Source organism: Acidovorax bellezanensis, from assembly GCF_025421555.1.
Lineage (GTDB): Bacteria > Pseudomonadota > Gammaproteobacteria > Burkholderiales > Burkholderiaceae_C > Comamonas > Comamonas bellezanensis.
Window position 1 is genome coordinate 337,802 of sequence record NZ_JAODYH010000003.1, and the last position, 26,044, is coordinate 363,845.

The following is a 26,044-nucleotide window of genomic DNA, read 5'->3' on the forward strand; positions in this document are numbered from 1 at the left end:
AGAGCCCCATGCAAATCACCGGCGAAATGCTCATAGGCGCGAGTTTCGTTCGCGGCACCGAAGGCCAGCAACAGGCGTTCAATCCCGCCACCGACCAGCCCATCGCCACGCCGACGTTCGGCATGGGCGGACAGGCCGAAGTCGACCGCGCGGCCCAGCTCGCGGCAGCGGCCTTCGACCCCTATCGCAACTTGCCGCTCGCCCTGCGCGCCGAGTTCCTCGAAGCGATTGCCGACAACATCGTGGCCCTGGGCGACACGCTGATCGAACGCGCCCAGGCCGAATCCGGCCTGCCGCTGGCACGCCTGCAGGGAGAGCGCGGCCGTACCGTGGGCCAACTGCGGCTGTTCGCCAAGGTCGTGCGCGACGGCCGCTTCCTGAGCGCCACCATAGACCCGGCCCAGCCCGCACGCGCACCGCTGCCGCGCGCCGACCTGCGCCTGGCCAAGATGCCCTTGGGCCCGGTAGCCGTCTTCGGTGCCAGCAACTTCCCGCTGGCGTTCTCGGTGGCGGGCGGCGATACCGCTTCGGCGCTGGCCGCGGGCGCCCCGGTGGTCGTCAAGGCCCACAGCGCGCATCTGGGCACGTCCGAGCTGGTCGGCCGTGCGATCCAGAAAGCGGTCAAGGACCTGGGCCTGCCCGAAGGTGTCTTCTCGCTGCTGGTCGGCGCAGGGCGCAAGCTGGGCGAGGCGCTGGTGGCCCACCCGGCCATCAAGGCCGTGGGTTTCACCGGCTCGCGCCAGGGCGGTCTGGCGCTGGTGCGCACCGCCAACGCCCGCGCCGAACCCATTCCCGTCTACGCGGAGATGAGCAGCATCAACCCGGTCTTCCTGATGCCCGCCGCCCTGGCCGCGCGTGCCGAATCCATAGGCAGCGGCTTCGCCGATTCGCTGACCATGGGCGCGGGACAGTTCTGCACCAATCCAGGCATGGTGGTGGCGATCGGCGACGACAACGTGCAGCGCTTCATCGCGGCCGCAAGCCAGGCGCTGGCCGCCAAGTCGGCCCAGACCATGCTGACCCCGGGCATCCACCAGGCCTTTCGCGCCGGCACCGCCAAGGTCGATGGCGTCGAAGGCGTCGAGAAAGTGGCGCAAGGCCTGGCCGCGGGGGAACAGCCCAATGCAGCGCAGGCCGCCCTCTACGTCACGGACGCGCAACGCCTGCTGTCATCGCCGGTATTGGCGGAAGAAATGTTCGGCCCGGCCTCCATCGTCATCCGCGCCAAGGACTTCGATGAAGTCCTGCAACTCGCCGAGCACCTTGAAGGCCAGCTCACGGTGACGCTGCAGATCGATCCCGCGGACTATGCCGACGCGCGACGCCTCATCCCCGTGCTCGAGCGCAAGGCGGGTCGCATCCTGGCCAACGGCTTCCCCACCGGCGTCGAGGTATGCCATGCCATGGTGCACGGCGGCCCCTTCCCCTCGACGTCGAACGCCATGTTCACCTCCGTGGGAGCCACCGCCATCGATCGATTCCTGCGCCCGGTGTGCTATCAGGACCTGCCCGACGAACTGCTGCCGGCGGCCGTGCAGGAAGCCAATCCGCTGCGCCTGCCCAGAGTCGTCGATGGCGCACTGCAGACGCTGGGCTGAGCGGCTCTCCGGCAAAACGTTCTAGGACAGCACCTGGAAATACTGCGCCAGAGGCTCGCGCTCGGTCTGCGTCTGGTTGTCGGGCGCCAGCGGATCGGCCCAGCCCAGGGCCACGCCGCAGACCACGACTTCACTGTCCTGCAGGCCCAGCTCGCGGCGCACGATCTCCGGATAGGACGCGAGCGCGCCGATGGCGCAGGCCCCCAAGCCCTGGGCATGGGCGGCCATCAGCAGGCCGTGCAGGCACATGCCCAGATCCATGAAGCCACCGCTGCCGAACTCACGGTCCAGCGTCACCACCAGCGCCACGGGCGCATCGAAGAAGCGGTAGTTGCGCTCGAACTGCACCTGGCGCGCAGCCGCATCGCCGCGCGCCACGCCCAGGCTGCGATACAGCGCCTGGGCCGCGGCCACCTGGCGCTTGCGCAGCTGCATGGGCATGGGCTGGGGAAAGTAGCCGTACTCCTCGCGCGGCGGCACCTGCTGGCGCACGGCTTCGCACAGGGCATCGCTCAGGCGCGTGCGCACCTCGCCCTGCAGCGCCCAGAAGCGCCCGGGCTGGAGGTTGGCGCCGCTGGGCGCCTCGCGCGCCGTCTCCAGCAGGCCTTCGAGCAGGGCCTGCGGCACCGGCTCGGGCAGGAAGCCGCGGATGGAGCGGCGGCTGCGGGCCAGGTCGGCGTAGTTCATGGGCAAGGAATCCGAGGAAGAGAAAAGCATGGAGGAGTCCCGCGCGGTCAGGCCGGCAGGCTTTCAAAAACAGCGGCCGCGCCCAGGCCGCCGGCGCCGGCGATGCAGGCCAAGCCCAGTTGCGCGCCCGGGCCCTGCGCCTGCAATTGGGCCAGCACGCGCACGGCCGCCACGGCGCCCGAAGCGCCTATGGGGTGGCCGCGCGCCAGCCCGCCGCCCTGGGCGTTGATGCGCTCGGGCGCCAGGCCCAGGGCCGCGCAGAAGTCCAGGCCTTGCACGGCAAACGCATCGTGCAATTCCCAGACGTCGATATCGGGGAGGTCCAGCGCCAGCCGGCCCAGCAGCTGGCGCGCGGCGGTGGCGGCGCTGAGCATGGGTGTTTCGGGCGCACCGCCCACGCTCACGCCGCCGCGCCACAGGGCTTGGGGCTGCAGGCCCCATTGGCGGCAGGCCGCGGGCGTGGCCAGCAGCAGCAAGGCCGCGCCGTCCGCCTTGGCGGAAATCGCCACCGTGCTGACGGCACACTCCGCCCCATCCGGGCCGCTCGCTGCGGCGGCCACCGGCATGCGCGCCACGCGCTCGGCGCGCAGGACGCGCGGATAGGCATCGTGGTCCAGGCCTTGCAGCGCGACGATTTCCGCGGCCAGCGCGTGCCGCGCCGCAAGGGCCTTGGCGTGGCTGGCCAGCGCATAGGCGTCCTGCGCCACGCGCAGGCAGTGGATGCTTTGTGCGTAGTCGGCCGCAGCCTGCAGCATGTCGGGGTCGCGTTCGGGCCAGGGCGCGAAGGCCGGCCGCTCATAGGCCACGGCTTCGGCGCCCGGCTGCAAAGGCCGGTGCTGGCGAATCGGCGCGCGGCTCCAGGCTTCGACGCCGCCGGCGATCACGATGCCCGCCTGTCCCGCAGCCAGCAAGCCGCAGGCCAGGGTGATGGCATCCAGGCCCGCGCAGCATTGCGTGTCCACGGTATAGGCGGCGCTGCTCTCGCGCAGGCCCGCGGCCAGCGCCAGCATGCGCGCCGGATTGCCGCCCGCGCCCAGGGCATTGCCCAGCACCACGGCATCGACAGCCTGGGCCGGCAGCCCGGCGCGGGCCAGCAGCGCCTGCACCAGCGGCGCCCCCAGTTCATGCGGCTGCAGCTGCGACAGCGCGCCGCCCACGGGCGCCACCGGGCTGCGCGCCCAGGCCAGGACGGGTATCGCCAGCGAGTTCATAACGGCCATGGCTGCAAACAATCCGCCGCAAGCTCGGCCCCGGCGCTGCTGTCCGCCCGCAGGCGCCGCGCCAGTGCGCGCGCAATGGCGCCATGGTCGGTCTTGCCGCTGGCCGTCAGAGGCCATGGGCCCTGCCACTGCCACCAATGCCGCGGGGCCTTGTAACTCTCCAGCGCCGCGCGGCACCACTGGCCCAGGGCCAGGGCATCGGGAAGATCAGCATCCACGGCCTGCAGCACCGCATGCACGACATTGCCGCGCAGACTGTCCGCCACGCCTTGCAGCGAAGCCTGGGCCAGTTGCGGATGGGCCAGCAGCCGCGCTTCCACTTCCTCGGGAAACAGGTTCTTGCCCTGGGTGACGAGCATCCGGCTTTCACGGCCCAGCAGGTGCAGCAGCCCCTGCTCATCGATATGGCCCATATCGCGCACCGACAGCCAGGGCCCGCGCCGCAGCGCCGCCGAGCCATCGACCGCGCCCACATAGTCCATGAACAGCATGGGGCTGCGTATCCAGATAAGTCCGGGCCGCGCAAGGCCGGTATCGCCAGCGTTGCCGCCCGCTCCCGGCGCCAGCGGGTCGGGGCCGATGTGCAGCGCCACATTGCTGAACGGACGGCCCACGGCCTGGGCCGGGGCTTGGGGGTCGGCATCCATCCAGGCGATGTAGCTGGCTTCGGACGCGCCGTAGAACTCCACGATGCGGGCCTGGGGGAACAGCGCCTGCAGCGCCGGCGTGCGCTCGCGCATCCAGCGCGCGCCGCTGATCAGCAGCAGCGCCACGCCATGGATAGGCGGCGTATGGCGGCGTTGCGCCCACTCCAGCATCAGCTGCAATTGGCTGGGCACGGCCACGAACAAGGGGCATTCGCCCGCCTGCAGACTGGCCAGCGCCTTGGGCGCGGAAAACCGCTCCTGTATCTCCACGCCCGCACCGCTCCACAGGCCCCACAGGGCCGCGAACAGGAACAGCGAATGCGACAGGCGACCGGGCGCAAAAACGCGCCCGCAGGCATCCGGCCCCAAGTCCTGGACCGAGACCCGAAAGCTCTCCGTCCATGAGCGGTGGTGGCGGCGAAAACCCTTGGGCAGGCCGCTGCTGCCCGAAGTGAAACCGATATAGAAAGGCGTCTCGGGACCGGGCGCGGGCACCTCGGCCGGCGGCAACTGCGCGAACTGCGCGGCAATCTGCGCCTGCACCGCCGCCGGCCATTCGGGGTCGGCGACGGCCGCGCAACGGCCGCTGGCGACCACCGCGAGAAAATCGACAATCCGCTCCAGGCCCGAACCGCTGCCGTCGAGCAGCACGGTGGCCGGCGCGGCGCGCACGCGCAGCGCCTCGGCCTGCGACGCAACGCGCGCCTGCAGCTGCGCAAAGCTCAACTGCTCAAGCCCATTGGACAGCGCGACAGCCTCGGGCTGCACCTGGCTCCAATGCGCAAGCGGTCCGTGCACCAGCTCGAACGACTCGGGCAAAGGCGCGATCAGATGAGGCACGGCCTGCGACAACGCGGAGGGCATCGGCATCGACCGCTCAGGCGTCGCGGCCGCCGAAGCGCCAGTCAGGCAGCGCCTTGGCCACGGTGTGCACGACCAGGGCACAGAGCACGCACTTGATCAGGTCGCCGGGCACGAACATCAGGTCACCCCAGAAAGCCTGGGCCAGCGAGAGCTTGGCAACCAGCACCAGACCTGCAATGCCGAAGCTGTGCAGCACCAGCACGCCGCCGACCACGGACGCAATCAGCGCGCTCCAGGCCGCGCGCAGCGGCGTGGCCTTGGGCAGCATGGCCATCAGCAGGCCGGTGGCAAAGGCCGCAGCGGCAAAGCCGACCAGATAGCCGGCCGTCGGCGACATGAACACGCCCAGGCCACCACGCCCACCAGCGAGTAAAGGCAGGCCCGCGGCGACGGCGACCAGGAACAGCAGGACGGCTTGCAGGCCGCGCTTGGGCCCGAGCAGGCAGCCGGCCATCATCACGCCCAGCGTCTGCAGCGTGATCGGCACGCCGATAGGCAGGTCGATCTTGGGGATCAGGCCCATGACCGCGATCAAGGCGGCAAACAGGCCTACCAAGGCCATGGACTCGGACTGGCGACGGGTAATAGCAGTTTTCATCATTCAGACTCAGGTTGGATCAATCAGGAAATCAAAGGCGGAACTAACCGCCCAGGCGGGCATACAGCGCATCGGCCACACGCCGCGCGGCCTGCAGCATCTGCACGGTGAGGGGAGCAATCAGGCGCAGGCCTCCGGCCTGGCCGGTGCGCAGGCGGTAAGCGTCATCGAGCTTTTGCCATTGCACGAAGAAGTGTTCGGTAAAGCGCAGCATCAAGCCCAGCTGCAGCGAAATGCGCTCGGGCTGCAGGCCCACGCGCGCCAGCGGCGCCAGCCAGCGGTCCAGCACTTCGAGCAGGTCCATGGGGCGGGTGGTCACCGTCAGCGCCACGCCCAGCGTGCAGGCGCAGGCCAGGCGCAGCGCGCTCACCGCGGCCAGGGCCGGGCGGCCCATCCAGACGTGAAAGGCTGCGACCAGCAAGGCGCCGATCAGCACCGACAGGATCAAGCGCCGAGCCACGCGGGTGGCCTGCCCCAGACTGAACCACAGGACGGCGCAGACAGCGGCGCAGCCGGCCAGCACCCAGGGGCTGGTGATCAGAAAAAGCAGCGTCCCCAGCAGCCCCATGCAGACCAGCTTGAAGCCGGCCCCATAGCGGTGCAGCCAGGTGGGGATATCGCTGTAAAGGCTTCCCATGGCGTATCAACTCCCGCTGGACAGCACGGACCGGCGCGCACGCCGGGCCGCGACTTCGGTCGCCACGGCCGCTTCATAGGCCGCGCAGACTTCCTCGCCCGGGCCGTCGCCACGCACCTGCCCCTGGTCCAGCCAGACCACGCGCGCATAGTCGCGCACATGGGACAGCACATGGGTGGAGACGATGACCTGCTGCGGGGCCGCGGCGATGTCGTCCGCCAATTGCGCCTGGCCTGGCAGATCCAGGCTGGCATAGGGCTCGTCCAGCAGCACCGTGCGCGGCGCCGTGATCAGCAGCGCCAGCCAGCACACCATCTGGCGCTGGCCCTGGCTCAGGCTGCTGATCGCGCGCTCGGCCCAGTGCCCCAGGCCGCGCTGGGCGAGAAACTGCCGCGCCTGCGCCTTGGCCTCGCGCTTGGAAGCACTGCGGGATTGCAGGCCCAGCGCCAACTCCTCCTCCACCGTGGGGAAGATGATCTGGTCGTCCGGGTTCTGGAACATCATGCCCACCCAGCGCGTGCGCTCCCGGCCCGCCTCATGCAGGTTGTGGCCGTCGAACAGCACCTGGCCTGCGGCGGGTGCATCCAGGCCGCACAGCAGACGGAACAGGCTGGTCTTGCCCGCGCCGTTGTGGCCTATCAGGCCGATGCGGGGCTGGGCCCATTGCAGGCTCAAATCCTCGAGCACCGGCGTATTGCCGCGCACCAGCCGGACATGGGACAGCTCGATACAGGGGGGTGGCGTGCTCAGACAGTTCATGGACTCAGTCTGTGCGCAAAGGACAGGCATAGGACAGTGGAATAAAGGGTGGCATTCGACCGGCCCGCAGCGCCCAAAAGCGTTGGATGCAAGCCGTCTTGAAAATCAAATTTCGCTCATCTTGCCACCAAAAGAACGTCTTCTTCCTACAACTTCTTGTAATTTCCGGGGCTATTTTCGCGCCCGCATATTCTGCCAAAAAAGACGAAACATAGCGGGCCGTTGCCGTATGTTTGCAGGGTTTTCACGCTTCGCCGGTCTACGGACGGCCATCTGCCGGCAAAAAACCGCTGCTTCGCCGCCCCCTGGTCCGGAGATGGGCGACGATCCCCGGCCAAAGCCGACCGAAGCACCACCCGCCGGCTGCAGGGCCCAGCAAACGCCCATGCGGCAGCGCGCCTGGAAGGCGTGACGGACGAAAAACGGGGAAATAGGGGGAGAAAGGGGGAAGCCGGGGCGGCCCATGCCGCAAAGCGGTTCAGGGGGGCGTTTCTCAGCGCTCGCATCGCTCACCGCCCATGCAACTGGCGCGCCCCAGCAAGGGGGCAGCGAGGAAGGGCCGCCCCGCACCGAGGCTGCCGTCCCCCTCCACCGAAGGTTGAGAGGGGGAAGCGGCGAAGCCGCTCAGGGGGTGCTCAATTCATTACCGTCAGCGCGGGCTCATGGGCCAGCAGCTGGGAGATCCGGTTGTCCGGCCCCATGATCGCGACCCGGGGCACATGGGCCGCGAGTTCCTCGGCATTGACATAGGCGTAGGCAATGATGATCACGATATCGCCCTTTTGCACCAGGCGCGCGGCCGCGCCGTTGACGCAGATCACCCCGCTGGCGCGCTCGCCGGCGATCACATAGGTTTCGAAGCGTGCGCCGTTGTTGTTGTTGACCACGTGCACTTTTTCGTTGGCAACTATGCCCACGGCGTCCATCAAGTCCTGGTCGATGGTGATCGAGCCCACGTAATTGAGATCGGCCTGGGTGACCTGGGCACGGTGGATTTTGCTGTTCATCAACATGCGGAACATGGGGCTTACCTCTGGAAAGTGATGTTGTCTATCAAACGGGTACGGCCCAGGTACACGGCGGCCAGGGCGATGCAGCTGCGGTCGCTGTCCTGCAGCGCCAGCAGGTCGGGCCAGGCCAGCAGCTCCAGGTAGTCGATGCGGCTGCCGGGAATCTCGCGGGCGATGTGTGCGCGCGCGGCCTGCAGCGCTGCTTCGGGCGTCTGACCGGCTTGCAGCCGATCACGGCACAGCTGCAAGGCCTGGTGGATGGCGGGCGCCTGGACGCGCTCTTGCGCGCTCAGGTAGACGTTGCGTGAAGACTTGGCCAGGCCGTCGGCCTCGCGCACCACGGGAATCACGCAGATTTCCAGCGGCAGGTTGTAGTCGCGCACAAAGGTCTGGATGATGGCCACCTGCTGCGCATCCTTCTGGCCGAAGAAAGCGCGGTCGGGCTGCACCAGGTTGAACAGCTTGCACACCACCTGCACCACGCCGTCGAAGTGGCCGGGGCGCGAGGCGCCGCACAGCATGTTCGCCTGGCGCCCGGCCAGGATCAGCGGGCCTGCGGCGTGCGGGTACATCTCTTCGGTGGCGGGTGCGAAGACGGCATCCACGCCATGCGCCTGGGCCAGGGCGCAGTCGCCGTCCAGGTCGCGCGGATAGGCATCGAAATCCTCGTTCGGGCCGAACTGGCGCGGGTTCACGAAGATGCTCATCACCACCAGGTCACAGGACTGGCGCGCGCTTTCGACCAAGGCCATGTGGCCTTCGTGCAGCGCGCCCATGGTGGGCACCAGGGCGATGGTTTTGCCCAGGCGGCGCTGCTGGGCCAGCCAGTCGCGCAGGTCGGCAATACGGGTCAGGCGTTGCATGGGAAACAAGCTCCGGAAATCACGAATTCATTCGGCGGCGGCGGGCGCCGCGCCGGTATGCACCGCGCCGCCGTACAGGCGTCCCAGCTCGCTGTCGCTGAGATTGAAGCTGTGCACGGCGCCCGGGAACTTCCCGCTGCGCACGGCCTGGGCATAGGCCGTCAGGCCGCCCTGCACCTGCTCTCCCACTTGCGCGAACTGCTGCACGAACTTGGGCACGCGGTGGTTGCCGTAGCCCAGCAGGTCGTGAAAGACCAGCACCTGGCCGTCGGTGGCCGGGCCCGCGCCAATGCCTATGGTGGGAATGCCCAGCTGCGCCGTGATGTGGGCCGCGAGCTGCTGGGGCACGCATTCGAGCACCAGCGCGCAGGCACCGGCCGCTTCACAGGCCTGGGCATCGCGCAGGATCTGCTGCGCGGCTTCGAAATCCTTGCCCTGGACCACATAGCCGCCGAGCACGGCGGCCGACTGCGGCGTCAATCCCAGATGGGCCACCACCGGAATGCCGACCTGCGTCAGGCGCCGGATCACGTCGATCACTTCGCCCGCGCCTTCGACCTTGAGTGCATCGGCACCGCTGCGCTGCAGCATGTCGACGGCGCAACGCGTCGTGACTTCCAGACTCGCGTGGTAGCTGCCGAACGGCATGTCCAGCACGATGCAGGTGCCAGGCGCGCCGCGGCGCACGGCCTTGGCGTGGTGCACCATGTCGTCCACGGTGACGGGCACCGTGGAGTCATAGCCCAGCACCACCATGCCCAGAGAGTCGCCCACCAAAATGGTGTCGGCTCCGGCCGCTTCGGCATAGCGGGCTCCGGGATAGTCATAGGCCGTGACCATGACGATCTTGCGCTTGTCGCGCTTGAACTTCTGAAATTCGGTGGTGGATTTCATGTGGTTGTCTCTGGAGTCCAGGACCTGGCCGCGCAAGCACCTGGGCGCTGCCCCTGGGGGTTGTTATTTTTGCGCGCCGACCATACCACAGCCGTTTCGATCACCACTCCCCGCATTCATCTCGCACAACAAGGGTTGTTGCGCCTGCAACGCCGCCGCAGCGCTGCGCTCATGCTGCAGCGCAGCATCCCCAGCCCACGCCACTGGCGCACCCCAGCAAGGGGGCAGCGAGGAAGGGCAGCCCCGCAGCGACGGTGCCGTCCCTGGCCGGGCGCCCCCCTCCACCGAAGGTTGAGAGGGGGAAGCGGGGGACGGCCCCTGCCGCGAAATCGCTCAGGGGGTGCTTTAACTTTCAGCAGCCAACTTGCGCAACTCGAACTTCTGGATCTTGCCGGTGCTGGTCTTGGGCAGCTCGCCGAACACCACGGCGCGCGGCAGCTTGAAGCCCGCCAGGTGCTGGCGGCAATGGGCAATGATGTCCTCGGCCGTGACACTCGCCCCATCTTTCAGCTCGACAAAGGCGCATGGCGTCTCGCCCCACTTGGCGTCGGGCTTGGCAACCACGGCCGCGGCCAGCACGGCGGGGTGGCGGTACAGCACATCCTCGACTTCGATGGACGAGATGTTCTCGCCGCCCGAAATGATGATGTCCTTGCTGCGGTCCTTGATCTTGATGTAGCCGTCGGGGTACTGCACGGCCAGGTCGCCGCTGTGGAACCAGCCGCCCGCGAAGGCCTCGTCCGTCGCCTTGGGGTTCTTGAGATAGCCTTTCATGGCGATGTTGCCCTTGAACATGATCTCGCCCATGGTCTCGCCGTCCTGGGGCACGGGCTGCATGGTTTCGGGATCGAGCACGCGCACGTCGCCCTGCAGGTGAAAACGCACGCCCTGGCGGGCGTTGAGGCGGGCGCGCTCGCCTATGTCCAGCTGCGCCCAGTCGTCATGCTGGGCGCAGACGGCTGCCGGCCCATAGGTCTCGGTCAGACCGTAGACATGGGTCAGGTCAAAGCCCATGCGCTCCATGCCTTCGATCATCGAGGCCGGCGGCGCGGCGCCTGCGACCATGGCTTTCACGCCCGCGGGCAGCCCCTGCTTCATCGCTTCCGGCGCGTTGACCAGCATGCCGTGGACGATGGGCGCGCCGCAGTAATGCGTCACGCCATGCTGGCGAATGGCATCGAACACGCTTTGCGGGTCCACCCGTCGCAGACAGACGTTGACGCCCGCGCGCAGCGCCACGGTCCAGGGGAAGCACCAGCCATTGCAATGGAACATGGGCAGGGTCCAGAGATAGACCGCATGCTTGGGCATGTCCCACTCGAGCACATTGCTGATGGCATTCGAGGCCGCGCCGCGGTGGTGGTAGACCACGCCCTTGGGGTTTCCTGTGGTGCCGCTGGTGTAGTTCAGCGCAATCGCATCCCACTCGTCGGCCGGCGGCGCCCAGTCGAACTGCGCATCGCCGCTGGCCAGCAGCGCTTCATAGTCCATGCCGCCCAAGGACTGGCTCGCAGGGCCGTAGACCGCGTCCTGGACTTCCACCACCTGCAGCGGTGCCGAAGACTGGCGCAGGGTCAGGGCCTTGGCCAGCAGGCCGGTGAATTCCGGGTCGACGATCACCACCCGGGCCTCGCCGTGGTCGAGCATGTAGGCAATCGCCTGCGGGTCGAGCCGCGTGTTCATGGCATTGAGCACGGCACCGGCCATGGGCACGCCGAAATGCGCTTCGACCATGGGCGGCGTATTGGGCAGCAGCACGGCCACGGTGTCGTTCTTGCCTACGCCCAGGCGCTGCAGGCCGCTGGCCAGCTGGCGGCAGCGCGCATAGGTCTGGCCCCAGGTCTGGCGCAGGTCGCCGTGCACGATGGCCAGGCGCTGCGGGTAGACCTCGGCGGTGCGCGCAATGAAGCCCAAGGGAGAGATGGACGCAAAGTTGGCGGCGTTGCGGGGAAGGTTGCTGTCGAAAATGGAAGTCACGGCGAGGGTCCTTGCAGGCAACAAATGGTCAAGCGCGGCAGCGCCTGGGCTCCTGAGTCCTACGCGCTGCATGGCAAATACTCTACCCGGGCGGTTGACTGAACGGAAGATGGGAAACCGGTATGCAACTATCAGCCCCGAAAAATAGTGAGTACACACACTTCGCACATGCTTTGATATGAGTGGCACATGCCGGCCAGCGACCTTTGGCTCCCGCTGTTTTCACCAATCTTTCTATACTTACGGGCTTTTGCCTGTAGCTGGCCCTGACGCGCGGACGCCGGACGACCAGGCCCAGGGACCCCGCCCTTTCACCTTCCGCGCCCCTGTGTCGCCCGCCATGCCTGCCTTGCCCACTGCCCCGACCGCGCCTTCCTGCCGCATCCTCTCCGTCATCCCGCCGATGACGCAGCTCAACACGCCCTACCCGTCCACGGCCTATCTCACCGGTTTTCTGCGCTCGCGCGGCATGCAGGCCGTCCAGGAAGACCTGGCGCTGGCCCTGGTGCTGCGCCTGCTGTCGACCACCGGCCTGCAGCAGGTGGTCGATCTGGTCGAGGCCCAGCACGCGGAAAATCCCGACCGCCCTTTCAGCCCCGCGGTGCAATCCTTCATGGGCCAGCGCGACCGCTACCTGGCCACCATCGCGCGCGTGATCACTTTCCTGCAGGGCCGCGACAGCACCTTGTCGCACCGCATCGTCAGCCGCCAGTACCTGCCCGAAGGCCCGCGCTTTGACGCGCTCGAAGGCTACATCGACGACGGCAGCGGCGATCCCCTGGGCTGGGCCTTCGGCGCCCTGGGCCAGCACGACCGCGCCAAGCACCTGGCCACGCTCTATCTCAACGATGTGGCCGACGTGCTGCGCGACGCGGCCGACGAGCGCTTTGAATTCGTGCGCTACGCCGAGTCGCTGGCCGGCAGCCAGGCCAGCTTCGAGCCGCTGGCCCAGGCCCTGGCCGCGCCCATGACGCTGGTCGACGAAGCCCTGCACCAGCTCACGCTCGAAGCCCTGGAACGCCACCAGCCCGACGTGGTGCTGCTGTCCGTGCCCTTCCCGGGCTCGGTCTACGCGGCCTTTCGCATCGCCCAGACCATCAAGGCCCATGCGCCAGGCACCAAGCTGGTGCTCGGCGGCGGCTTCGTCAACACCGAACTGCGCGAACTCACCGAGCCGCGCGTCTTCGACTATTTCGACTTCGTCACGCTGGACGCGGGCGAGCGCCCGCTGCTGGCCCTGCTGGAACATGTCCAAGGCCAGCGCGGCGCCTCGCGCCTGGTGCGCACCTATGTGCGCGATGCCGACGGCACGGTGCGCTACGTCAACATGATGGAAGCCGACGTGGCTTTCGCCGAAGTCGGCACGCCCACCTGGGACGGCCTGCCGCTGCACGACTACCTGTCGCTGCTCGACATGCTCAACCCCATGCACCGGATGTGGAGCGACGGCCGCTGGAACAAGCTGACGGTGGCCCATGGCTGCTACTGGAAGAAGTGCAGCTTCTGCGACGTGAGCCTGGACTACATCGGCCGCTATGAAGGCGCGAGCGCCGCCGTGCTGGCCGACCGCATCGAAGCCATCGTCGCCGAAACCGGCCAGACCGGCTTTCATTTCGTCGACGAAGCCGCGCCGCCCAAGGCGCTCAAGACCCTGGCCCAGGAGCTGCTCGCGCGCGGCAGCGACATCAGCTGGTGGGGCAATATCCGCTTCGAGAAGACTTTCAGCCCCGAGCTGTGCAATCTGCTGGCCGACAGCGGCTGCATCGCCGTCTCGGGCGGGCTGGAAGTGGCTTCGGACCGCCTGCTCTCGCTGATGAAAAAAGGCGTCTCGGTCGACCAGGTGGCGCGCGTGACCAAGGCCTTTTCCGAGGCCGGCATTCTGGTCCATGCCTACCTGATGTACGGCTTTCCCACGCAGACCGTGCAGGACACGGTGGACGCGCTCGAATACGTGCGCCAGCTGTTCGAGCACGGCTGCATACAAAGCGGATTTTTCCACCGCTTCAGCTGCACCGTGCACTCGCCCGTGGGCCTCAACCCCGAGGAATACGGCATCACGCTCACGCCCATGCCGCCCGTGAGTTTTGCCAAGAACGACATCGGCTTTCACGACCCCAGCGGCGTGGACCACGACGCCCTGGGTGCCGTGCTCAAGAAAGCCATCTACAACTACATGCACGGTATCGGCGTGGAAGAAGACGTGCGCAGCTGGTTCCCCTTCAAGGTGCCCAAGACCACGGTGCCACGCAACAAGATCGAGAAAGCCCTGAAGGCCAAGGGCTAGCCGCCATGAAAAAGCCCCGCTCCCTCGAAAGAGGAAGCGGGGCTCAGATCGGCAATGAACCGGGGGCCAGAGCAGTTCCTGCCCGGCCCTGGCTTCAGAAGGATTCCCAGTCGTCGCTCGCGCCGGCGCGGCTGGTTTCGACAGCAGGCTTGGCCTTGGCCGGCTGGGGCGCTTTGAGCACCCGGGCCGCAGCCACCGGCGCCGCGACGCGGACCGGCCGGGCAGGTGCTGCCACCGCCTTGGGCGCGGCCGCCCGCGGTGCCGGGGCATAGTTATGCCCCACATTGAAGACCGCCACCACTTCGGCCAGGTGCTGGGCCTGGTCGCGCAGCGATGCGGCGGCAGCCGCCGACTCTTCCACCAGCGCGGCGTTCTGCTGGGTCATCTGGTCGAGGTTGCTGATGGCCTGGTTGACCTGGCCGATGCCGTCGCGCTGCTCGGTGGAGGAGGCAGTGATCTCGCCGATCAGGTCGGACACCCGGCGCACGCTGGCGACGATCTCGCCCATGGACTCCCCGGCCTGCGCCACCTGGATGGAGCCGGTTTCCACGCTCTCCACCGAGGCATTGATCAGGCCCTTGATCTCCTTGGCGGCCTCGGCGCTGCGACCCGCCAGGCTGCGCACCTCGCTGGCCACCACGGCAAAGCCCCGGCCCTGCTCGCCGGCGCGCGCCGCTTCCACGGCGGCGTTCAGCGCCAGGATATTGGTCTGGAAGGCGATGGAGTCGATCACGCCGATGATGTCGGCGATCTTGCGCGAGCTGTCAGTGATGTGCTGCATGCTTTGCACCACCTGCTCCACCACATCGCCACCGCGCGTGGCGGCCTGCGCCGCTGTCGCGACCAACTGGTTGGCCTGCCGCGCCGTGTCGGCGGACTGGGTGACCGTGGCGGTCAGCTCTTCCATGCTGGCCGCGGTTTCTTCGAGGTTGGCAGCCGTCTGCTCGGTACGCGACGACAGGTCCTGGTTGCCCGTGGCGATTTCCACCGAAGCATTGGACATCGAATCCACGCCGCCGCGGACTTCGGAGACCAGCCCGCGCAGGCGCGCCGCCATCTCCGAGACCGAGCGCAGCAGGTGGCCGAATTCGTCCTTGCGGTCGTCATGCGCCGACACCGTGAGGTTGCCGCCGGCAATCGCATCTGCGAGTTCCACGACGCGGTTCAGCGGGCGCGTGATGGAGCGCACAAGCAGGAAGGCCAGTACCAGCCCCAGGGCGAACACCGCGCCCTCGACCAGCCAGGCCACCAGGCTCGCCTGGTTGCGGGCGACCTGCGCCTCCTGGGCGGCCACATCGCGCTGGCTATGCTGCAGTTGCACAAAGCTTTCCAGGCTGTCCACATAGTGGCTGATGCCAGGCAGGTAAGTGCTTTCGATGAAGGTTTTGAAGGCGGCGCCGTCACCGCCCAGCTTGATCTCGCGGGCCTGCTTGTTCAGGCCCAGCACCTTGGCGCGTTCGGCGGCCACGCGCTCCAGCGCGGCCTTGTCCGCGGGGCTGGTGGCGAGCTTGACCACCTGGGCCTGGAGCGCCGAGATGACGCCTATGCCGGCCTTCACCCGGGCATCGAACAGTGTCGTCAGCTCCGGGTCGGGCGTGGCATTGCTGGCCAGCACTTTTTCACCGGTGGCTTCGGTCGCGCCTTTCCATTGCCCGGCGAGCGTGATGCGGTGCTCGTAAGCGGCCATGGTGGTCATGGACTGGTCCATTACCTGAGCCACCCGGTGCTGCGCCCAGACCGACACCAGCAGCATGGCGCCGAGCAAGCCCACGATGGAGCCTCCGAGCTTGGGGGTCAGGCGCACGTTATCCAACTTCATTGAGAATATCCAAAGGGGGTGAGGTGATGGTTTTCGGACCTCCGCGAGACTGTCGCAAACAACGGGAAGGCCCACTGCCGCCGCGCAGCGGAGGTAATTTTTCGTGAATGGTAGCATTTACATAACGACACAAATGCCGTTAGAAACCCCAACGGCGTCGACCTCGGTGCCGCGCAACAGGCGAGAAAAAGCGCGAAATCCACAGCGCTGAAATTCCCCCGTCGACGCAAAAAAGCCCCGCCTCTCTCGCGAAAGGACGGGGCCTGTTCAGGCGCTGGCACCGGCGTCACGCCGATGCAAAAGCGTATGACCGCCTCAGGCCTTGCGGCGGCGCGCCAGCAGCCAGCCTATCAAGGCCAGCACGATGACCGCGCCCAGGCCCATGGCCCAACGGGCCAGTTGCACCAGGCCGCTGCCGCCAGCCGTCGCCGGATCGCGCAGCATGGCCACCTGGGCCTGCGTCACCTGGGTGTCGGGGTTGCCGTACTGCGTGAGCAGGTAGTTGCTCAAGCTGGTGACCTGCTGGTCGCTGAGCTCGTGCGCAAACGGCGGCATCACCGAATCCACGCCCACACGGTGCACGCCATGCAGGATGGCCATCACCATGTTGTTGCTGTTGTTGTGACCCAGGCTGGTGTTGTGGAACAGCGCCGGCAGCTTGCCGTCCTCGCTGCCCTGACCCTGTGCCTGGTGACAGCTGGCGCAGTTGGCGTCATAGATTTGCGCGCCGGTCATGGCGTTGAAATCCTTGGGCAGTTCCGTGCCGCGCAGCGTCTCGAGCTGGTCGCTGGCCGCGCCGAACTGGTCGGCCGACTTCTTCACCTGGCTGTCGCTCACGGGCTTCACCGACTGGATGTAGACCGCGATGGCGTTCAAGTCCTCGCTGCTCAGGTGCTTGAGGCTGTGGTCAATGGCTTCGGCCATGGGGCCCGAAGCCGGTCCCTTGCCGGCCACCGGCTCGCCGCGCATGTACTGCACCAGCTCGGCCTGCGTCCATCCGCCGACGCCACTGGTCTTGTCGGAGGTGATATTGGGCGCATACCAGGCACCCAGTTCGGCCCCGCCCAACGAGCGCGCATGGTCTTCGGCCATCATCGCATTGCGCGGCGTATGGCAGGTGGTGCAGTGCGCCAGGCCTTCGGACAGGTAGGCGCCGCGGTTCCATTCCGGCGTCTGCGACAGATCGGCCTTGTATGGCGTGGCGTCATGGAACAGGCCGTTCCAGACGCTCATGCTCAGGCGAATATTGAACGGAAACGGCAGGCTGGTGGCCGGCGCGGCCTTGTCCACCGCCGGCACGCCTTGCATGAAGTAGGCGTACATGGCGGCGATGTCCTCGTCCGTCGTCTTGGCGTACGAGGTGTAAGGCATGGCCGGGTAGAGGTTGGCACCGTCGGCGCGCTTGCCGTGGCGCAGCGCGTTCGCGAACTGCTCCAGCGTGTAGTTGCCTATGCCATGCGTCTTGGACGGCGTGATGTTGGTCGAGTAGATAGGGCCCATGGGGCTGGCCATGGCCAGGCCGCCGGCCATGGACTCGCCACCGACAGCCGTGTGGCAGGCGATGCAGTCGCCGGCCGTGGCCAGGTAGCGGCCGCGCTCGACTTCCGAGGAAGCATTGGCGTCCACGGGCGCGGCACCGGTTGCAGCGCTGGCGGCCATGGGCAGGGCCGCCACAGCCGACAGCAGGGCTGCCGCGAGGAAGGAGAACGAAAGCGAAGTCTTGTGCATGTCGTACCTCCTCAGACAGCGTTCTTGCCCAGCGTGTTGCTGCGGGGCAGCATCGCGGGGCCGCCGTTGGCGGCGATCAGGTGGGCGCCGGTGCGCAGGGCCACGGCAATGCCGTTGAGCGTGGAATTGCAGGTCGACGAAGTCGGCAACAGGCCGGTCGATGCAAAGTACAGGTTTTCGTGGTCCCAGGCGCGACCGAACTCGTCGCAGACCGAGACATTCGGGTCCGTGCCCATGCTCAGCGTGCCGCAGATGTGCTGGTTGTTGGCGTAGTCGCCTTCCTTGCTGGGGCGCAGATTGGTGCCGCCCATGAGCTGGGCAATGCGCGCGAAATCCTGCTTGGCGCGCTGATGGCCGGCGGCGGTGTAGGCGTCGATCTGGTAATGCGCCTGAGGACGTGGCAGGCCCATGACGTCCTTGGAATCGGCCAGGGTGATGCGGTTTTCCAGCACCGGCAGCACTTCCAGCACGCTCTTGACGTTCATTTCACGCGCGGCCGAATGGCGCAGGCGGTCGGCGAATTCCTTGCCGTAAACGCCTTCCTTGAGCAGCGACGTGGTGGCGCCGTCGACGCGCGAGATGTTGGTGAAGTCCAGGCGGTAAGGCGAGTGCTCGGAGCGGAACGCGCCGTCGCGCATGGTGTTGATAGAGCTCGGGCTTTGCGGGCCGCGGCCCAGCCAGACGTCCTCGTCGGCGTCGAACGTCAGCGACGTGCTGGGGTGGTCCATCAGGTGGCGGCCGACCATGTCGCGCGCGTTGGCCACGCCGTTCTTGAAAGTATCGCTCTTGGACAGCAGCAGCAGGCGCGGCGACTCGATGCCGTTGGCTGCGACGATGAAGGTCTTGGCCGTGACCTTGTGCACGTTCTTTTCGGGATCGTAGTAATGCACGGACTGGATGCGCCCCTTGGCGTCATGCTCCAGATTGAACACATTGGCGCGCAACACCAGCTTGACGCCGGCCGCCACGGCCTGGGCCACGGCAATGCCGCCGTGGTACTGGGCGTCGATGGGGCAGACCGGCTGGCAGCTGTTGTTGCCGCAGCAGGGAGGACGGCCGTCGAAAGTGCGGCTGTTGCGCGCCACGGTGTTGGCCACCACGGGATAGACGCCTGCCAGGCGTTCGCGCACGCGCTGCATGGCATAGGGTTCGGCCACGGGGTCCATGGGGAAAGGCTTGCTGCGCGGCGAGCCGGTTTCGGTCGAGCCGCAGACACCCATGATCTCCTCGGCTTCCTGGTAGTAGGGCTCGAGATCGTCGTAGTCGAAAGGCCAGTCCACGCCCACGCCGTACAGCGACTTGGTGTGGAAGTCATTGGGCACGTTGCGCCAGGCATGCGCTGCCCAGTGCCAGCTGGTGCCGCCGAGCTGGCGGATGTACTCGGCCTTGTAGGGATAGGGACCGGCCTGGACCAGGTGGCCGTTGTCTTCAGGGCGATAGATGGGGTGCGGCGCCCACTCGGGCGACGGATAGGGCGACATCCAGTCGCTGCGACGCGGCGAATTGCGAAAGCGCGCAACGATGTCGCCGCGCTTGGCGTCGTCGCCGGCTTCGAGCATCAGCACGGAAGCGCCGGTGAGTGCCAGCTTGCGCGCCAGCATGGCGCCGATGATGCCGGAGCCTACGACCACGTAGTCGGCGGAGAGATTTTGTTCAGCCATGGGGTATTTTTTTAATGTTGTCGGGAGGCTCAGGCGCGGGACGCCCGGGGCAGCATGGGCTTGAGGCGCACCGAAGCCGGGTTGACCGTCCAGCTGCCGTAGCCGCCGTAGGCGTAGGTCGGCGGCTTGAGCTGGTCCGACACCGTGCGCGCGTTGAGCGCGAATTCATAGGCCACCACGCGGGTGTTCTTGCCATCGCCGACGATGCCCAGGTACCAGCCCTGCATCAGCTGCGCGGGCAGCTTGGCCCAGTCCGCGGGCTGGGCTTTCAAGGCCTCGTTGAGCTGGGCCAGGCCCACTTTCTCGGCCTGCACCCAGGCCCAGAGCGCCTGCATGCGCTCGCCCCAGCTGGAGTCGAGCTGCAGATGCGCGGCCAGCAGGCGCGCGCCCATGCCGGCGTCCAGATCGCCGAGCTCCGTGAGGTGCTTGGACAGGCCCATGAAAGCGTCGACCGACGCCTGGGAAGCCGTGGCGGAAGCCGGCGCCTGGGCCAGGGCCCAGGGCACGAGGCCGGCAGCGCCAGCAACCAGCGCGCCGCCAAGAATGCGCCGACGGCTCAGGCCGAAGGCGGGAAACAAAGGTGTGGAGTGCATATGTGGTTTGAAAGAAAAGCGCCCGTACCAAGGCCTGCGCGACATGCGGCCGCGCCAAGGGCCTGGCTGGCTTTTCTCGAACCGCGGCCGCACATGCGCCGCTGCTTTGAAAAAACCACAACGCCGCCCTCAACCGCCCTGTGTCGCCCGCGTTCCTGCGGCCCTGGGACACTGCGCAATGCAGCGGCCCAGCTTGGAAGCCAGAAGGAAAGTACGAGTAGGTTGAGGGTATAAGGGAAATCCCGAGTCCATGGGCAAGGACTGGGTTTCTCTTTTTACGAAAACTTCAACAAAATCAACATGCTTTTGACTATCGCGGATTCCGCAAAAGCACTTTGCAGAATCCGCGATAGTCGCCGATTTACGGCGCGGTGGCGGCGGAAACCGGGGCCATATGCTGCCAGGCCGTGGGCAGCAGGCCATCCACCCAGTGCAGGCGCCAGGCCAGCGCCAGCAGCAGAACCAGGGCCAGCGCCCCGGCGATCCAGCGCCCCGAGCGCGGGTCGGCATAGGGATCGGCGAGCATGCGCGCTGCCTTGGCCGGTACCTTGGCGGTTTGCGACAGCGAGCGCCCCAGGCGCAGATTGATGTTCATGCGCCCATTGATGGCCCAGCCGCTGGCGTCGAGGATGGGACCGAGACTGCGCTGGCGCAGCTTGAGCCAGGCAATCAGCATGCTGGGGCCGGAGATGGCCAGCACCAGACCGAGCAGCGCGATCGGAATCCAGGGGCCGAGTTCGATGAACTTGCCGAAGATGCCGACCGCCACGGCACTCAGGCTGCCCAGGGCCACGCCGATCGCCGCCACGGTGCCGACATCGGTCTTGCGCGCCGGCACGGCCGCCACGGCCGCCGCCGGCGTGTTGACCAGCGTCTGGGCCTGGGTGGCCAGACCCGCCGTCACGCCCGCATCCTGGGCCGCCGCGCGCTTGGCCACCTGCTCTTCGATCATGCGCAGAAACTTCTTGTACGGCGCGGAAAACGCCTGGCCGATGCTGGTCGGGTTCTCGATGATCTTGCTGATGGTCGCGTCCCAGTCATTGCCCTGGCGGTCGTAGAACACGCCATTGCGCCCCACCAGCAGGAAATCCACGTCGCCCGCGGTGAAGGCCGCGACGATGCTGCGCTTTTGGCCGTTGCGCCGGCAGTCGCAATAGGCCAGGTAGACCTTGGCCAGACCGGCCAGCGTGGCGTGGCTGGCGGCATCGCCCACGTCCACCGTCAGCTCGCAGCTGCGGCCGTCGAGGAACAGGGTGCCGGCCTGAAAGGCCGCGCCTTCGCGGCGGTAGAAGTCCGAGAAGGACACAAAGTTGTGCAGCAGCTTGAGCAGGTCGCGCTGGAAGCGGATCAGCTTTTCCAGGCGCACGGCATGCAGGCTGTGCTGTATTTCGTCTTCATCGTGCGCAATCAGCTGCTGCAGCTGCGCCTCGGCGCCGCTCTCCAGCAAGGCCTGCACTTCGGCCAGCGGCATGTCGCCCAGTTGGGACGCCGGATAGGCCGCGAGCCAGGCCTGGCAAGGCGCGAGCTGGGCCTGCAGCGCGTCCCATTGCGCGGCGCTCAGCGTGTGCGTATCCGCGCCCAGCAACGGGGCCACGGCCTGGCTGCGAAACGCCTGCATGGCCTGGGTCCAGGCCGGGTTCAGGCCTTGCGTCAGCGGCAGATCGCCGCCCGCGACAATCGACGCCAGCGGCAGCGCCGCAGCACTGTCGCTGCCGAGCAGGCCCTGCCCCAGCGCCGCATAACCTTCGACACTGGGACTCAGCGGCACCAGCGCCTTGGCGTCGAATGCGGCCAGGCGCGTGCGCGCAAAGAAATCCTCGACCTTTGCCTGCACGGCATTCAAGGCCTGGGCAGCGGCCACGGCCTGCTCGCGCTGCGTGAGCACGCAGCGGTGCTCCTGGCCCTGCTCGTGCCAGGCCTGGATGGCGCGCACATCGGCAAAGAACGCATCCAGCGCGGGGCGGCCCATGCCGGGCTGGCCATCGCTGCCTGGGGCGCTGCCGTACAGCGCCATGATGCGGCTGACCAGGGCCGACAGCGCGGGCGCGTCGGGCAGGGTCAAGGGGTTGATCAGGCCGTCGCCATTGAAAGGCATGGCATGCAGCGACGCCAGGCGCTGCTGCACGTCCGCCAGCGTCACCGCCGTTTCGCCCGCGCGCCCGGCCAGACGCAGGATGCGGCCGGCCTCGGCCAGCAGCGCCGCGCCCTCTTCGGTGTCGCTGCGCAGACTGGCCATCTGCAGCACATCGCTGCCGCTGGCCAGCACCTCGGGGTCCACCACCTGGGCCACGGCCCATTGGCAGGCCTGCACCAGCTCGGGCGCGCGAATGCGTCCGTCCTTGTCCAGATCGATCAGGTCCAGCGTGGCGCTGTCGAACTCTATGCCCCGCGTCGGGCAGGCCAGCGCCACCCACAGCTTCTGGTCCAGCTCACCGATGTGAGCGATGTCTTGTCCGGTGCGAATGGAAACCTGATCCACCCCTCCGGCACGGAAAAACTGCCATGCGTATTGCTGCATCCCATCCCATCTTCCCGGGCATTGCGCCCGTATCAGCCACCGACCGCGCGAACGGCCGCAAAAACAGGGAGTGTAAAAGTCCTACAAGAGCAGGAATGAAAAGCCCATTGATTTCTCGGCCCTCTGTCACCATCCCTGACATTTCATTGGGAGTGCCCCCTGGGGTCACGGGTTTCCCCCAAAGCTGCTTTGCCAGTTAAAACCCAAAATAAGCACAATATTGATAGCCAAGGCCGGCCATGCCCTCCGAGATCTCCCCCAGCGCCCGCGTCCCCCAGGAAAAGCGCTACCTCCAGCTCGCTGGTTTGTTTCGCAACAAGATCGTCACCGGCCAGTGGCCCGTAGGCAGCTCCATCCCCACCGTGGAACAGCTCGAAGCGCTGCACAGCGCTTCACGCACCACCGTGCGCATGGCGCTGGGCTGCCTGGTGGCCCAGGGCTTGCTCAAGACGCGCAAGCGCGGCGGCACCCAGGTCATGGCCGCACCCCAGCGCCCGCCTTCGTTCCTGCTGCCGTCGAGCTGGAAAGATCTGGTGGTTTTTCACAGCAACACCGGTTACCGCACGCTGGCCAGCGAAGCCGATTGCCTGCCGGTGATTCCCTCGGGCATGACCACGGTGCAAGGCACGCTGGCCCCCGCATACCAGCGCCTGCTGGGTTTGCATTGCTGCGGCGATCAGCCGTTTTGTTTGAGCCAGATGTATGTGGAACAAAGCCTGTTCCAGCGGATTGCGCCCCAGCTGCCGCAGATGTCCGTGGTCGAAGCCCTGACCCGTGGGCCGCGCCCCCTGGCCACGGCACGCCAGCGTCTGAGCGTGGCCCCGGCCGACGAGCTGATCCAGGCCCATCTGGGCGTGCCACTGGGCACGCCGCTGATGCAGACGCTGCGCTGGGCCGAAGACCGCAAGGGCCAGATCGTGCACTGGGCCCAGTTGAGCTTTCTGAGCGAGTACGCGCACATCGAAATGGACCTGCTCGGCTGAAAGCGGGTCGCTGAGTTACCGTCTGTGACGTTCACCCTCGCGGGATTGGGCTATGGTGCAGGCAAGCTACCACTTTCACAGGAATTTCCATGTCACTGCGCATTGCCTCTTTGTCCGTTTCCGCCATCGCCCTGCTCACTTTGGCGGGCTGCGGCAACATGAACGCCCCCTGGGGCAGCAGCCGTCCCGGCGCTGCGCGTCCGCAGGCCCCGCAGATCTGCAACGCCCAGCCCGCGCAAGCCTTCATCGGCCGCACCAACACCGCCCAGAACCTCGAACAGGCACGCCAGCGCTCGGGCGCGGCCATGGCCCGCGTGCTGCACCCAGGCCAGATCACGACGCGCGAATTCAATGCCGAACGGCTGAACCTGGAAGTGGATGCGACCGGCCGCATCATCGCCGTGCGCTGCGGTTGAAGTTTTTACGGTTTTTTCTCTGATTTAGCGACATGCCGTTGCCACGGGCAGGGGCCGGGTCTCGGCCCGGCAGCCGAGGTACTTTTCTTTGCTTCGCCAAAGAAAAGTACCCAAAAGAAAGGCGACCCTGCTTCCTGCGTCCCTTCGCTGGCGCTCAGGGCAACCTGCCGTGCTCGGTCACGGGCTGCACCGCGAAACTCGCTTCGCGCCTGCGGCGCTCCGCTCGAACAATCGCGGTGAGTCAGATCACGAAGCCTTCGTGTCCTTCGGCACTACGGCCAGCCCGAGCCCTGTGCGCGGCAGGAGCATCCACAAGGGCTGGGGAACGGGATAGCTTCTTTAAGGCGTCAACGGCATCCATCTTGCCAAGAAGGCATTCAAAAATGCCTTCACGCTTAGAACCTACACCTCAATCAGCGAGAAACAGCTCCTGCAGATCGCTGAGGAAATCAAACCCCAGCTCCGTCGGCACCACGCGCCCCAGATCGCGCGTGATCAAGCCCTTGCGCTCGGCCATCTCCAGGCCCTTGGCGATGGTGCTCAGCGGCAGGCCCGTGCGCTCCATGTAGTCCTGCAGCGCAAAACCTTCGCGCAGGCGCAGCGCGTTGAGCATGTACTCGAACGGCAGCTCGGCGCGGCGCACTTCGTTGTCCTGGGCCAGTGCATGGCCGGCCAGCGCCTGGTCCATGTAGCGCGCGGGATCGCGAAAACGCACCTGGCGCACCACGCGGTGGGCAAAGCTCAGCTTGCTGTGCGCGCCCGCGCCAATGCCCAGATAGTCGCCAAACTGCCAGTAATTGGTGTTGTGGAAGCACGCATGACCGGGCTGGGCGTAGGCGGAAATCTCGTAGCGCTGCATGCCGGCGCAGCCCGTGGTTTCGCTGATGCGGTCGAGCATGGCGTAAGCCGTGTCGTCCTCGGGAATGGCCGGCGGGAACTTGGCGAAATAGGTGTTGGGCTCGATGGTCAGGTGGTAGATCGAGATGTGCGGCGGCGAAAAGGACAGCGCCGTGCGCAGGTCGCGGTCCAGATCGTCCAACGTCTGGCCCGGCAAGGCATACATGATGTCGAGGTTGAACGTCTCGAAGGCCTGAGCGGCCTCGGCCACGGCCGCCCGCGCCTGATCGCCGTCATGCACCCGGCCCAGCGCACGCAGGAAGCGGTCGTCAAAGCTTTGCACGCCGATGGACAGCCGCGTCACGCCGGCCGCGCGGTAGGCGCGGAAACGGTCTTTCTCGAACGTGCCGGGGTTGGCTTCGAGCGTGATTTCGCAATCCGCTTCCAGCCGCACACGCGCGCGCACGGCGGCGATCAAGCGGTCGATGGCGGCAGGCGAAAACAGGCTGGGCGTGCCGCCGCCCATGAAGATGCTGTGCACCGTGCGGCCCCAGATCAGCGGCAGCGCCGCTTCGAGGTCGGCCACCAGCGCGTCGATATAGCGCTCCTCGGGCAGGCCCGACTGGGCGTCACCGCTGCGCCACTCATGCGAATTGAAATCGCAGTAAGGGCACTTCTTCAGGCACCAGGGCAGGTGGATGTACAGCGACAGCGGCGGCAGGCTGCCCAGTTGCAGCGTGCCCGGACGCATGTAGTGCTGGATGTCGCGCTGCACCGCCGGCCCGTTGTCCGCGGCCGGGCCCGAAGCCACCGGTTCTATGGGAATGATCATGGTCACATCCAGCGTTCGCGCACCATGGCCAGCATCAGCTGCGTGGCGCGGCCGCGGTGGCTGTGGGCGTGCTTGAGCTCAGGGGCCATTTCGGCAAAGGTCTGGCCCAGCTCGGGCAGGAAGATCACGGGGTCGAAGCCGAAGCCGTTGCTGCCGCGGCACTCGGTCGCGATCTGGCACTGGACCCGGCCGACAGCGATCAGCGGCTCGGGGTCCTTGGCGCTGCGCACGCCGACCAGCGTGCTGACCATGGCCGCGCGGCGGTTTTCCACGCCCTGCAGCTGCTCGAGCAGCGCGCGCACATTGTTGGCATCGCTTTTCTCGTAGCCGAACTGGGTGCAGTAATAGGCGGTGTCCACCCCTGGCAGGCCGCCAAAGTGGTCCACGCACATGCCGGCATCGTCGGCGATCGCCGGCAGGCCCGTGCGTTCGGCCGCGAAGCGGGCCTTGCTCAAGGCATTTTCCACAAAAGTGCAATGCGGCTCGGGCGCTTCGTCGTCGAACAGATCGCCCTGGCGCACGAGTTCCACGCCCAGCGGGGCAAACATGGCTTGCAGTTCGGCGAGCTTGCCGCGGTTGTTGGAGGCTAAAACAATTTTCATGGATCAAATGGGATGGT

The 26,044-nt window shown here is 67.0% G+C and carries 21 protein-coding genes; 4 read left to right on the top strand and 17 right to left on the bottom strand.

The annotated features are described in order from the left end of the window. The first annotated feature begins 8 nt into the window (after positions 1-8). On the top strand, positions 9-1,598 hold the full coding sequence (locus N0K08_RS05105) for an aldehyde dehydrogenase (NADP(+)) (protein ID WP_261498983.1): 1,590 nt from the start codon (positions 9-11) through the stop codon (positions 1,596-1,598). 21 nt (positions 1,599-1,619) lie between these two features. On the opposite strand, the gene N0K08_RS05110 is transcribed toward N0K08_RS05105, so the two are convergent. The 10 genes from N0K08_RS05110 to N0K08_RS05155 form a co-directional block, all read right to left on the bottom strand. After that, complete coding sequence (locus N0K08_RS05110) at positions 1,620-2,315, bottom strand: nitroreductase (protein WP_261498984.1); 696 nt, start codon at positions 2,313-2,315, stop codon at positions 1,620-1,622. 17 nt (positions 2,316-2,332) lie between these two features. Beyond that, a complete protein-coding gene (locus N0K08_RS05115) occupies positions 2,333-3,496 on the bottom strand; it encodes a thiolase family protein (RefSeq protein WP_261499655.1) in 1,164 nt (387 codons plus the stop codon). After that, entirely contained in the window at positions 3,493-5,022 is a 1,530-nt protein-coding gene (locus tag N0K08_RS05120; protein ID WP_261498985.1) for an AMP-binding protein, read from the bottom strand. The genes N0K08_RS05115 and N0K08_RS05120 overlap by 4 nt, the downstream gene beginning before the upstream one ends. A gap of 7 nt (positions 5,023-5,029) precedes the next feature. Beyond that, positions 5,030-5,614 carry a biotin transporter BioY gene (locus tag N0K08_RS05125; RefSeq protein WP_261498986.1) on the bottom strand — a complete coding sequence of 195 codons (585 nt, stop codon included), beginning with the start codon at positions 5,612-5,614 and terminating at the stop codon, positions 5,030-5,032. 43 nt (positions 5,615-5,657) lie between these two features. Further along, positions 5,658-6,251 (bottom strand): energy-coupling factor transporter transmembrane component T family protein, encoded by a 594-nt coding sequence (locus tag N0K08_RS05130; RefSeq protein WP_261498987.1) that lies wholly within the window; start codon positions 6,249-6,251, stop codon positions 5,658-5,660. Positions 6,252-6,257: 6 nt separating this feature from the next. Next, a complete protein-coding gene (locus N0K08_RS05135; protein ID WP_261498988.1) occupies positions 6,258-7,010 on the bottom strand; it encodes an energy-coupling factor ABC transporter ATP-binding protein in 753 nt (250 codons plus the stop codon). 635 nt (positions 7,011-7,645) lie between these two features. Next, a complete protein-coding gene (gene panD / locus N0K08_RS05140; RefSeq protein WP_261498989.1) occupies positions 7,646-8,032 on the bottom strand; it encodes an aspartate 1-decarboxylase in 387 nt (128 codons plus the stop codon). 5 nt (positions 8,033-8,037) lie between these two features. Beyond that, positions 8,038-8,883: a pantoate--beta-alanine ligase gene (panC, locus tag N0K08_RS05145; RefSeq protein ID WP_261498990.1), complete on the bottom strand. Its 846-nt coding sequence runs from the start codon at positions 8,881-8,883 to the stop codon at positions 8,038-8,040. A gap of 27 nt (positions 8,884-8,910) precedes the next feature. Beyond that, entirely contained in the window at positions 8,911-9,777 is an 867-nt protein-coding gene (gene panB / locus N0K08_RS05150; RefSeq protein WP_261498991.1) for a 3-methyl-2-oxobutanoate hydroxymethyltransferase, read from the bottom strand. Positions 9,778-10,122: 345 nt separating this feature from the next. Next, a complete protein-coding gene (locus N0K08_RS05155) occupies positions 10,123-11,754 on the bottom strand; it encodes an acyl-CoA synthetase (protein ID WP_261498992.1) in 1,632 nt (543 codons plus the stop codon). A gap of 340 nt (positions 11,755-12,094) precedes the next feature. Here N0K08_RS05155 and N0K08_RS05160 point away from each other — a divergent pair, with 340 nt between their 5' ends. Then, positions 12,095-14,038 (top strand): B12-binding domain-containing radical SAM protein, encoded by a 1,944-nt coding sequence (locus tag N0K08_RS05160; protein ID WP_408642905.1) that lies wholly within the window; start codon positions 12,095-12,097, stop codon positions 14,036-14,038. A 94-nt stretch (positions 14,039-14,132) separates the two neighbouring features. Here N0K08_RS05160 and N0K08_RS05165 read toward each other — a convergent pair whose 3' ends face one another. From N0K08_RS05165 to N0K08_RS05185, 5 genes are all read right to left on the bottom strand, one after another. Then, entirely contained in the window at positions 14,133-15,857 is a 1,725-nt protein-coding gene (locus N0K08_RS05165) for a methyl-accepting chemotaxis protein (protein WP_261498993.1), read from the bottom strand. 315 nt (positions 15,858-16,172) lie between these two features. Beyond that, entirely contained in the window at positions 16,173-17,585 is a 1,413-nt protein-coding gene (locus N0K08_RS05170; RefSeq protein WP_261498994.1) for a cytochrome c, read from the bottom strand. An 11-nt stretch (positions 17,586-17,596) separates the two neighbouring features. Beyond that, positions 17,597-19,246: a GMC family oxidoreductase gene (locus tag N0K08_RS05175; RefSeq protein ID WP_261498995.1), complete on the bottom strand. Its 1,650-nt coding sequence runs from the start codon at positions 19,244-19,246 to the stop codon at positions 17,597-17,599. A gap of 29 nt (positions 19,247-19,275) precedes the next feature. Beyond that, positions 19,276-19,839: a sorbitol dehydrogenase family protein gene (locus N0K08_RS05180; protein ID WP_261498996.1), complete on the bottom strand. Its 564-nt coding sequence runs from the start codon at positions 19,837-19,839 to the stop codon at positions 19,276-19,278. 361 nt (positions 19,840-20,200) lie between these two features. After that, entirely contained in the window at positions 20,201-22,357 is a 2,157-nt protein-coding gene (locus N0K08_RS05185) for a hypothetical protein (RefSeq protein ID WP_261498997.1), read from the bottom strand. A 239-nt stretch (positions 22,358-22,596) separates the two neighbouring features. On the opposite strand from N0K08_RS05185, the gene N0K08_RS05190 reads away from it, so the two are divergent. After that, entirely contained in the window at positions 22,597-23,340 is a 744-nt protein-coding gene (locus N0K08_RS05190) for a GntR family transcriptional regulator (protein ID WP_261498998.1), read from the top strand. An 89-nt stretch (positions 23,341-23,429) separates the two neighbouring features. Beyond that, positions 23,430-23,756, top strand: a complete 327-nt coding sequence (locus tag N0K08_RS05195; RefSeq protein WP_261498999.1) for an I78 family peptidase inhibitor — start codon at positions 23,430-23,432, stop codon at positions 23,754-23,756. A gap of 409 nt (positions 23,757-24,165) precedes the next feature. Here N0K08_RS05195 and hemW read toward each other — a convergent pair whose 3' ends face one another. Together hemW and N0K08_RS05205 are read right to left on the bottom strand one after the other, a co-directional pair. Further along, positions 24,166-25,422, bottom strand: a complete 1,257-nt coding sequence (gene hemW / locus N0K08_RS05200; protein WP_408642917.1) for a radical SAM family heme chaperone HemW — start codon at positions 25,420-25,422, stop codon at positions 24,166-24,168. A 5-nt stretch (positions 25,423-25,427) separates the two neighbouring features. Beyond that, a complete protein-coding gene (locus tag N0K08_RS05205) occupies positions 25,428-26,027 on the bottom strand; it encodes a non-canonical purine NTP pyrophosphatase (protein ID WP_261499001.1) in 600 nt (199 codons plus the stop codon). Positions 26,028-26,044 lie beyond the last annotated feature (17 nt).

Coding starts and splice junctions, on each gene's coding strand:
- N0K08_RS05175 (WP_261498995.1), bottom strand. CDS start 19,246: ATGGCTGAACAAAATCTCTCCGCCGACTACGTGGTCGTAGGCTCCGGC.
- N0K08_RS05115 (WP_261499655.1), bottom strand. CDS start 3,496: ATGAACTCGCTGGCGATACCCGTCCTGGCCTGGGCGCGCAGCCCGGTG.
- N0K08_RS05125 (WP_261498986.1), bottom strand. CDS start 5,614: ATGAAAACTGCTATTACCCGTCGCCAGTCCGAGTCCATGGCCTTGGTA.
- N0K08_RS05170 (WP_261498994.1), bottom strand. CDS start 17,585: ATGCACAAGACTTCGCTTTCGTTCTCCTTCCTCGCGGCAGCCCTGCTG.
- panD (WP_261498989.1), bottom strand. CDS start 8,032: ATGTTCCGCATGTTGATGAACAGCAAAATCCACCGTGCCCAGGTCACC.
- N0K08_RS05195 (WP_261498999.1), top strand. CDS start 23,430: ATGTCACTGCGCATTGCCTCTTTGTCCGTTTCCGCCATCGCCCTGCTC.
- N0K08_RS05185 (WP_261498997.1), bottom strand. CDS start 22,357: ATGCAGCAATACGCATGGCAGTTTTTCCGTGCCGGAGGGGTGGATCAG.
- panB (WP_261498991.1), bottom strand. CDS start 9,777: ATGAAATCCACCACCGAATTTCAGAAGTTCAAGCGCGACAAGCGCAAG.
- N0K08_RS05190 (WP_261498998.1), top strand. CDS start 22,597: ATGCCCTCCGAGATCTCCCCCAGCGCCCGCGTCCCCCAGGAAAAGCGC.
- panC (WP_261498990.1), bottom strand. CDS start 8,883: ATGCAACGCCTGACCCGTATTGCCGACCTGCGCGACTGGCTGGCCCAG.
- N0K08_RS05165 (WP_261498993.1), bottom strand. CDS start 15,857: ATGAAGTTGGATAACGTGCGCCTGACCCCCAAGCTCGGAGGCTCCATC.
- N0K08_RS05160 (WP_408642905.1), top strand. CDS start 12,095: ATGCCTGCCTTGCCCACTGCCCCGACCGCGCCTTCCTGCCGCATCCTC.
- N0K08_RS05110 (WP_261498984.1), bottom strand. CDS start 2,315: ATGCTTTTCTCTTCCTCGGATTCCTTGCCCATGAACTACGCCGACCTG.
- N0K08_RS05130 (WP_261498987.1), bottom strand. CDS start 6,251: ATGGGAAGCCTTTACAGCGATATCCCCACCTGGCTGCACCGCTATGGG.
- N0K08_RS05205 (WP_261499001.1), bottom strand. CDS start 26,027: ATGAAAATTGTTTTAGCCTCCAACAACCGCGGCAAGCTCGCCGAACTG.
- N0K08_RS05105 (WP_261498983.1), top strand. CDS start 9: ATGCAAATCACCGGCGAAATGCTCATAGGCGCGAGTTTCGTTCGCGGC.
- N0K08_RS05135 (WP_261498988.1), bottom strand. CDS start 7,010: ATGAACTGTCTGAGCACGCCACCCCCCTGTATCGAGCTGTCCCATGTC.
- N0K08_RS05120 (WP_261498985.1), bottom strand. CDS start 5,022: ATGCCGATGCCCTCCGCGTTGTCGCAGGCCGTGCCTCATCTGATCGCG.
- N0K08_RS05180 (WP_261498996.1), bottom strand. CDS start 19,839: ATGCACTCCACACCTTTGTTTCCCGCCTTCGGCCTGAGCCGTCGGCGC.